9 protein-coding genes are annotated in these 8,370 nt (G+C 59.0%); 7 read left to right on the top strand and 2 right to left on the bottom strand.

Features of this window, described 5'->3' with window-relative positions; all coding sequences use genetic code 11:
• From GRX31_RS28745 to GRX31_RS31085, 7 genes are all read left to right on the top strand, one after another.
• Positions 1 to 282 (top strand): transposase (locus GRX31_RS28745; protein WP_160855827.1); only part of this gene is annotated, 282 nt, incomplete at its 5' end.
• 18 nt (positions 283 to 300) lie between these two features.
• Complete coding sequence (locus tag GRX31_RS28740) at positions 301 to 852, top strand: hypothetical protein (RefSeq protein WP_160855977.1); 552 nt, start codon at positions 301 to 303, stop codon at positions 850 to 852.
• A gap of 485 nt (positions 853 to 1,337) precedes the next feature.
• Complete coding sequence (locus GRX31_RS28735; RefSeq protein ID WP_155294205.1) at positions 1,338 to 2,138, top strand: hypothetical protein; 801 nt, start codon at positions 1,338 to 1,340, stop codon at positions 2,136 to 2,138.
• On the top strand, positions 2,135 to 2,638 hold the full coding sequence (locus tag GRX31_RS28730; protein WP_160855975.1) for a hypothetical protein: 504 nt from the start codon (positions 2,135 to 2,137) through the stop codon (positions 2,636 to 2,638). Before GRX31_RS28735 ends, GRX31_RS28730 begins: the two co-directional genes overlap by 4 nt.
• Entirely contained in the window at positions 2,569 to 3,852 is a 1,284-nt protein-coding gene (locus GRX31_RS28725) for an RNA-directed DNA polymerase (RefSeq protein ID WP_160855973.1), read from the top strand. The genes GRX31_RS28730 and GRX31_RS28725 overlap by 70 nt, the downstream gene beginning before the upstream one ends.
• A 465-nt stretch (positions 3,853 to 4,317) precedes the next feature.
• Entirely contained in the window at positions 4,318 to 5,256 is a 939-nt protein-coding gene (locus GRX31_RS28720; RefSeq protein ID WP_160855971.1) for a BRO-N domain-containing protein, read from the top strand.
• Between the two features lie 143 nt (positions 5,257 to 5,399).
• The gene (locus tag GRX31_RS31085) at positions 5,400 to 5,522 is read left to right on the top strand and encodes a hypothetical protein (protein WP_272918461.1); all 123 of its coding nucleotides are present in this window, start codon (positions 5,400 to 5,402) and stop codon (positions 5,520 to 5,522) included.
• 39 nt (positions 5,523 to 5,561) lie between these two features.
• Here the strand turns inward: GRX31_RS31085 and GRX31_RS28710 are convergent, their stop codons facing one another.
• A complete protein-coding gene (locus GRX31_RS28710; RefSeq protein WP_160855969.1) occupies positions 5,562 to 5,846 on the bottom strand; it encodes an immunity protein Tsi6 family protein in 285 nt (94 codons plus the stop codon).
• A gap of 133 nt (positions 5,847 to 5,979) precedes the next feature.
• Positions 5,980 to 8,139 (bottom strand): methyl-accepting chemotaxis protein, encoded by a 2,160-nt coding sequence (locus tag GRX31_RS28705; RefSeq protein ID WP_160855967.1) that lies wholly within the window; start codon positions 8,137 to 8,139, stop codon positions 5,980 to 5,982.
• Positions 8,140 to 8,370 lie beyond the last annotated feature (231 nt).

The following is an 8,370-nucleotide window of genomic DNA, read 5'->3' as shown; positions in this document are numbered from 1 at the left end:
CGCAAAAGACCATCGAAGTTGCACGCCGACAAGGGCTATGACTACAAGCGTTGCCGTGCGCACTTGAGACAACGGGGCATCGCCAGCCGCATTGCCAGGCGAGGCGTTGAGAGTAGCGAGCGACTGGGCAAGCATCGCTGGGTGGTGGAGCGGACTCATGGATGGTTTGCAGGCTTTGGCAAGTTGCGAATCCGCTTTGAACGACGGCTGGATATCCACGAAGCGCTGCTAAAACTGGCAGCGGCGATCATCTGTGCACGCTTCGTGGATCGGTGGTGTTAGCCACTCTTAGCATGGCCAGTGGCAGGAGTTCTTCTGGGCCTCATCTTCCGCAAGAAGCTACTTGACCTGATTCCATTACTCCGCAGGGTGAAGGCGGGTCCATTGGAAGCTGAGTTCGAGATCGCAGCAAAGCAAGTACTGGCAAGCACCGCTGAGCTGACCTCGAAGCAGCAGACACCAGATGTTGCCCAAACGGGAACTCAACCGAACGAGGGAGACACAGCAGAGAAATTGCTTACAGCAAGATCTGAACCGACCGCAACCATCATCGAGGGTTGGTCAACATTGGACGGAGAGTTGTATAAGCTTGGACGTCAGACTGGAATCGTGGTTGATCCACTTGAAAATCAACTCAAGGTGTATCAGGCCGTCATGGATTCAAACGTAATTCCAGTCGAGACAAGGCAGTTGGTGAAAAACCTTCGGCTGTTGCGAAATCAAGTCGCTCACGCGAAGGTCATTCCCACGCCCGAATCCGCACAGGACTATTTGGTGTCTATCGAGCGCGTGGTCGAACTCATACGCAACTACCGGAAAAACCTGCCTGGCTACACTGCCGATGTTCGCTAAGCACGGGAGCTCCTATGGCAAGCCACTAGGTGAGATTCGCCTCAAATGTCGAGCATCCGCAGGAGATACCCGTCACCGACCGACGTTAGTCGCGACCCATGGCTGCCGCCCGAAAGGCCGCGTGCCGGCGCGCGTATTGCTGCGAATGCAGGTCTCGGCTTCCGAAGATCGCATCTTTGCTTACGAGCTGAAGCGGTCATCGCTCATCTTCCTTCAAGTTGAGTATATATTTGTTACGTAATTAAGACCTCTCCTGCAAGCTAGCGAACAAAGCCAGCTTCTATGGAAGAAGAACCCATGTCAACGTGATTGAAGTAATGTCCCGACTAATTAGACCTGCAGATATTCCGGAAACACTTTGGCATGCCAAAACAACGTGTTTGCATCTTGCCCCGACACTTCGGAGAGCTTGGGAGCACTTGCTACTACACGCCGGACTCGAAGATAAGGCTCGGCTACCGGTTCCTGAGGGAAGAATCGGCGGCTTGAGTAAGGAAGATACTGACGATCATCTGGCATGGCGCTTCAGTGGGTCGTCGGCGCGGGTTCAGCTCAGTTTTCTCGATCCAGAGGAAAAACTTACTGAGGTGGCAGATGCGTTTGCAAAAGTCTTTTCTGGTGGAACCGTGTTGCTTGCAGACCTACCCTGCGGCTCAGGTGCTGCAGCATTGACGTTGCTGGCAAACATTGCTGAGTTGCGGCGCCAAGACCGAATCCCACGTAACCCGCTTAACGTCAAGATTGTTGGCGGTGAGTTGTCAGAGTTCGCACGAGGCTATGCCGACCTAGCAACAAAACACATCAAAGATGCGTTGGCCGAACAAGCAATCTGGGTATCCGCTGAGTTTCTTTCCTGGAATGCATTGGATAAATTTTCTACAGCAGAACTAACTAACCGCCTGACCGTGCTTGGCCAGGAATGTTCAGCCCGCCTAATAGTTCTGGCCAATTTTTCCGGATTTTTACAGCGCGAGGGAAAATGGAAGGAGGCTCTCCCTCAATTTGAAAACTTATTCCTGCATGGCCGAGCTCATAACAGTTTTGTACTCTGGATTGAGCCGCAAACAAACGAGGTGCTTGGCTCTGGGGGATTCTTCAGTAGAGCTATTAATTGGTTTAAAAAACTGTTTTCAGCACATCACACTAAGGACGAGCAAGATGCTCTAGTTGTTGAGAACCTCGGAAAGAGTGCTGCTGACGTCCAACACCCATTAAAGGATCATCAATTCAAAGTTCAACTAGTAGTTCAGCGCTTCGATTTACCTTTGAACGGAGCGAAGGCATGAGGCCACAGCTACTCGCACTGCGCACAGCCAATGAGTACCGCACACGTGACATCATGGCCTACCTTGGGTTGCGCTATTACTTTGCCAATCAGTGCGCACGCAGGGATCGCTGGGCTGAAGAGGTGTCTTCTCATCTTGTGATGAGCGGCAGCAGTGCTTATTTCGAGTCCCTGCATTTCAAGGATATTCGCTCTGACGGCTTGGTTGGCTACCGCAGCATTTTTGTGCCTGGCCCCAATGAGTCTTATGCTGAAGCCGCATTGCTCTCCGAGTGCAGTCGACACGCAGTATTTCGTTCACCCAGCTTTGTCTTTAGCTATCGTTTGGCAGAGGGCGAGGAAACTCAAGGGGTCTACAAGCCTTACTTCATGGGGTTACAAGAGCGGCAAAAAAAATTGCCGATGCATGCAAAGCAGGCGCAGGTCAGGTTGTGCGCTATACCGATATTAAACGATTTTATCCGAATATATCCTATGAGCTTGCAACTGGTGCTTGGTTGAAGGCATGCGATGCAACTAAAATAGCTACCTTGTACCGTGATTTAGGTATAAAACTTTTAACTCAACACGCACAGGTATGTCAGACAGCCGCTCATGGCAAGGGATTGCTTACCGGCCCCATGTTCAGTCACCTAATTGCCAACCTTGTGTTACGCGATGTTGACGAAGCAATGTCTGCGGCCTTCCCAATGCGTTACTTCCGCTATGTTGATGACGTAGTCCTGGTAGGATCAGCAGCAGAGGTTTCCACAGGCCGGTCGCAATTGGCAGCGATGTTGACAGAGTTAGGGCTTGAATTGCATGAGAACGGCACGGGTAAGGACTTTGAGCTCGCTTCTGATGATTGGCTGCATGGAGAGGGGGATTTCAGCGGAAAAGACTCATACAACTGGATGCTCTTTGTTCATGACATTAAGCAGTTCCTAATTTCACAGCCATCGTCTCGTGCCAACCTAGTTAATAGATTTGCTGCAGAGGGATTCAGGATACCGTTGCTGGATTACAGCATGCAAGTCAGTGATGCGAGGTATCAAGAACGATTTTTTAACCAATTGCGCCGCTATCCTTGGTTATTAAAGAAAATATTCCGACGGGCTACTCCAAACACGCTTTTGATTTCTGCACAAAACCTTCGGGCTGAATTTTCAAATAGTTTGTTTAAAATCCTGGACGCCGGCCATGATTTGGATGGTTACGCTCGTAAGAGGGTCGTTACTAAGATTCGTTATTTCGCCGGCAGACTACTCTACCTAGCCAAAACTGAAGATTTGGCAAAAATTGCAGAGCGGCTGCGGCGATATCCAGAGCTCGCCATGCTTGCGGAAATACTCCACGCAGTCGGCACACGAGACGTCACGCAACTTTTGCGATTGGGTAATAATGCGGCCCAATCGGCTGCGCAGCCCCTAAAAATTACTCCCGGCGTAATCACTTGCCAAATCGAATCTTGGGGTTCCGCAGAACGTAAGAGCTTGGCCATTTTGCGAGCAAACGGTATCAGCGTTGCCGGTCCGGCCGACGATGAACTCAATCGCTTCGCTTTATGGAACGAGCGCGGGCATGAGCTAATGAGTGCAGGCGATCCCTTCATCAAGGAAATAGCCTGCCTCCACGGGATTTCAGAACACCCCCGCCATCCCGGGATTCTTGAGACGGCACTGGATCACGGTGAGGAACTTGCCTTCGATGCGACGACGCCGATTGATACCTACTGAGCTTCAATGACTGGTGGTGAGCGCAAGGGCCGCAAGAGCAGACGACTGAGAATGTCTCAGATCAGCCTGAAGCCGTCGTTCAACCGCCTGCGGTGGCCTACTACTGACGCACAGGCCTTGAACCACTGAACTGCGAAGAAACCAAAACAGGTGAGGTTGCCATCGCAATTCGCTCCAAAGCCCCTCATTCAACACGTCCCTGCCCCCTTCATACAAGCACGCCTACGTAACCGCTTTGGGCAGCTCCCGCGCGCCCCCACCTGCTACGATCCCCCATGGTGCTCAACACACCTTCATAGGCGGAAGTCACTCCCGAAAGTCAGTGGCGTTTCGTCCATACGCTTTGTCTTGCCCTGCAATCCAGGGCAAGTCTTGTTTATGGCCGGGCTGCCCGCCGCTGCATAAAGCCATTGCGGCAAAGACAGACGGGCAACCCTATGACCGTGTTGACATAGGAAGCCATTCATGGCTTTGCAATCCCCATCCGTCCGTGGAATCCCCGCAGACGACATCACCCCCCAAACCCTCCACTTCGGCGACATCCCGATCCGCACGTTCTCCAAGAACGGCGTGTCCTGGTTCCTTGCCAAGGATGTGTGCACTGCCCTGGGAATCTCCCGCCACAAAATGGCCACGGGCAAGCTCGATGAGGCCCAGCGCTGCACGGTGCGCCTTTCTGGTGAGCCCGACCGCAAGCCCAGGCGCGAAGCCTTGGCGGCCATCAGCGTGGAGGGTCTGCGTGCACTGATCCAGGCCAGCCCCTTACCTGAGGCCAAGCGCTTCAGGCGCTGGGTGAAGCACAAGGTCCTGGCCAGCATGGATGCATCGGCCAAAGACCGCAAACCCAAGTACAAGGCCAAGCACCCGCCCCAAAGCCTGATCCCGGGGCCTGCGCCTAAGGTCTTGCGCCGCATCCGCACCTGCGATGACCTGTCTTTCACGCGGCGCAATGCGAAGGGGGAGCGCATTCAGTGGTTTGTGCCGCCGCGCGTGAACAGCGGGCATGAGCACTATGGGATTGGAGAGATCTGGTTCAGCGAGGTGGTGGAGCTGGCCCGCCACAACCCCAGGCATGCCTATGACGCCATGCGGTTTGCGGGGCCGGAGATGGCGCGGTACTGGAACCATGGGCACCCTGACGGATTCTTTGACCGCATGGCACGTTGGGCGCTGGGGGCCATTCTTGCCAATGCGCAGGAACCCGCGCTGCCGTTCGAGCTGCCCTGCCTGGGCTTTGCGCCGCTGGAGGGGATGGACGCCATGCTGGCAGCCGCTGTGCCGCCCCGGCCGCTGCCGGACCATGTGCAGGAAGCCATAGACAGGCAGGCCTGGCAGGAGGCGGCGGAGTGCCAGCGGCATTACTACGAGCGCCGCCGCCGTGACCTGATGGCGCGGCACGACTGAAGCGCGCGTCAAATGCCACTCCTTTGCCCCAGGAGTGGCCAGCGGCTGGCCGGGAAGTGTTCCGGCGCCTTGATTCCGAAGTGGGTGAAGCCTGGTATTGCGAGGTGACCAGGGCAGGCCAGAGCACCCCGCAAAGGCTGTGGATGAGCGATGTGCCCGGTTTCATTGACCGCCGCGACTATTTCAAGACCGCCGAGATCAGCGGCAACAGCTACATCGCCAAGAGCCGCCTGGGCCGGGTGGTCTTTGATACTCCGCTGGCGTAGCGCCACATTGCCCCGGCCATTTCCGGTGCTGGGGCGCGCTCAGGGCAAATCGATCTTCAGCCCGCGCGCGGTCTGCACGGCCACGTAGTGCGCATCCTTCAGGGCCCGGGCCAGCTCTGGATCGGTCTCGTCGAACTCCTTGACCGCAACGCTGCCGATGGTGATCTGGTGCAGCCTGGAGCGATCCAGGCCCCAGTCCAGCAGCACCGCACGCACGTATTGCAGCTGTTGCGCCAGGTGTTGGAAGACATCGTGCCCTGGCAGGGCCAGGGCACGTTGGGCCACCAGCGCCAGGGCGCGATCGATGTATTCAAGGGGCGTCAATGGGATTCAACCGGTTCATGCAGTGGCTGCAGAGCATGCCAGAGCGCCGCGGGCCTGAGAGGGCAGGCCGCGGGAGCCAGGGGTACCAGGGGCACCAGAGGCACCGGGCTCCCCTGGCCTCACCCGGTGGCTCTCAGAAATTGTCCCAGTCGTCATCGGCCGTGGAGGCCATGGCGACGGGCTTGGCGGCGGCCGTTTTTGCCGGGGCCGCAGGGGCTGCGGGCTTGGCCGCAGCAGCGCCGGGCGCCAGTGCCGGGGCACGGGGGATTGCGGCGCTGGTGGTTGGCGTGGCGCTCGCTGCGCGGGCCGCAGTCTGCAGCGGCGCACCGCTGCCACCCGGCAGCCTGAAGACCGAGACCACGCGCACCAGTTGATCGGACTGGTGGCGCAGGCCCGCGGCGGCGCCGGCCATTTCCTCGACCAGGGCGGCGTTCTTCTGCGTGGTCTGGTCGATGTGGGTGATGGCCTCGGCCACCTGGGCGACGCCGCTGTTTTGCTCGGCGCTGGCGTGGCTGATGTCCGAGATGAGCTGGGTGACCTTGCGGATTTCCTCCATGGCCTGTTCCATGGTTTCCCCGGCAAACGCGGCCTCCTGGTTGCCGGTGTGGATTTCAGCGACGCTGTGGCTGATGAGCTGCTTGATTTCCTTGGCGGCCTCGGCGCTGCGGCCTGCCAGGGCGCGCACTTCCTCGGCCACCACGGCAAAGCCGCGGCCGTGCTCGCCCGCCCGGGCCGCTTCCACGGCGGCGTTGAGGGCGAGGATGTTGGTCTGGAAGGCAATGCCGTCGATGACGCCGATGATGTCGGCAATCTTCTTGCTGCTGGCGTCTATGCCCTGCATGGTCTGCACGACCTTGCGCACGGCCTGCCCGCCTTCGGTGACGACGCGCTGGGCCTCGCGCGTGATGCGGTCGGCCGATTGCGCGTGGTCCGCGTTGTGGGCCACGGTGGAGCCCAGCTCTTCCATGGCGGCGGCGGTCTGCTCCAGCGCGCTGGCTTCGCTTTCGGTGCGGGCGGCCAGGTCCTGGTTGCCCTGGGCGATTTCCGCGCTGGCCAGGGCCACGCTGTGGGCCTGTTCGTTCACGCTGCCGACCACGCGGGTCAGGCCCGTGCTGGTGGTGTTCATGGCCTCCAGCAGGTGGCCGATTTCGTCATGGCGGTCGCTGTGCACGCGCAAGGTGAGGTCGCCATCGGCAATGGCGTAGGCCATGTGGCTGGCCTGCTTGAGCGGGCGCACGATCATGCGGCGGATGAGCCAGAACCACGCGGCCGACAGCAGCAGCACGGCGCCCAGGCCCATGAGGGCGAACTGCAGGATCAGGCTGCGGGTCTCGGAGACGAATTCGTCCACGTAGGCGCTGGTGGCGATGACCCAGTTCCAGGGCGCGTAGTGGCTGAAGACGACCAGCTTGTCGCGGGGCTGCTCCTCGCCCGGGTTGGTCCAGGGATAGGCGATGCTGCCCTGCTTGCGGTCCAGCATGTCGCGGATGAAGAAGCGGCCGTCGCCGTCCCTGGACTCGCTGATGTTCTTGCCCTCCATGGCGGGATGCACCACCAGCTGGCCGCGCTGGGGGCCGTCTTCGGCGTTGAGCACGAAGTAGTAGCCGGTCTGGCCGACCTTGAGCGCGCGGATGGAGTCCTTGAAGTGCTCCAGCAGTTGCGAGAAGTCCTGGCCCACGAAGGCAATGCCCACGGTGGCGCCCGCCGCGTCCTTGAGCGGGCGGTAGTGCGTCATGTACTGGCGGCCGAACAGGTGGGCCAGGCCCATGTAGCTTTGGCCGGCCTGGATGGCGGCGTAGGCGGGATGGGCGCGGTCCAGGCGGCTGCCCAGCACGGCCCCGCCCTTGTCATCCTTGTCGTTCTTCAGGGTGGTGGCAATGCGCACGAAGTCGCCCTGCCCCTGGGCCGCGAACACGGTGGCCACGGCGCCGGTGCTGCGCGTGAAAGCCTGCAGCTGCGCATCGTTGCCGTTGAACGGCTGGCCGTCCAGGCTCAGCACCGGCTCGCTGCCGCCGGTGTCCAGGCTGAGCGTGCCCTGCAGGCTGTGCGCCAGGCTGTCGGCCAGGAACTGGGTGCGCTGGCGCAGCTCCTTGTCGTTGGACTCGATGAAGTTGTACAGCGTCCGTATGCCCTGCTGCATGTCGCTGTTCATCCTGGACTGCAGGGACTTGCTGACATCCCAGGCAATGCCCAGGACCAGCAGGCCCAGGATGGAGGCGACCCAGACGAAATTGGTGATGGACAGTTTGGTGCCCAGCCCTTGGCGGCGCCAGAAACGTTGGCCGATGTGCATTGATGCATCTCCTGTGCGGCGTAGGGCGCCGCTGTTGTGTGCGCACGCGGTATCGGCATGGAATGCCTGCGTGCCAGGCCAGGCTGACCCAAGTCAAGCCGTGGCGATTCATGGGCCGAAGCGTATCGGCGCCGCCGCCTGGGGGATTTGAGATGGGTCAAGGAAGTAACCAAGTGTTGCAACAGCGGCAGAAACTGTCGGATTGCCGCCGGCGGCGGCATTCATTGCAAC

This window comes from Delftia sp. CH05, from assembly GCF_009827015.1.
Taxonomy (GTDB): domain Bacteria; phylum Pseudomonadota; class Gammaproteobacteria; order Burkholderiales; family Burkholderiaceae_C; genus Comamonas; species Comamonas tsuruhatensis.
Note: the sequence above shows the minus strand (reverse complement) of the source record. Positions and strands in the feature narration are given on the sequence as shown.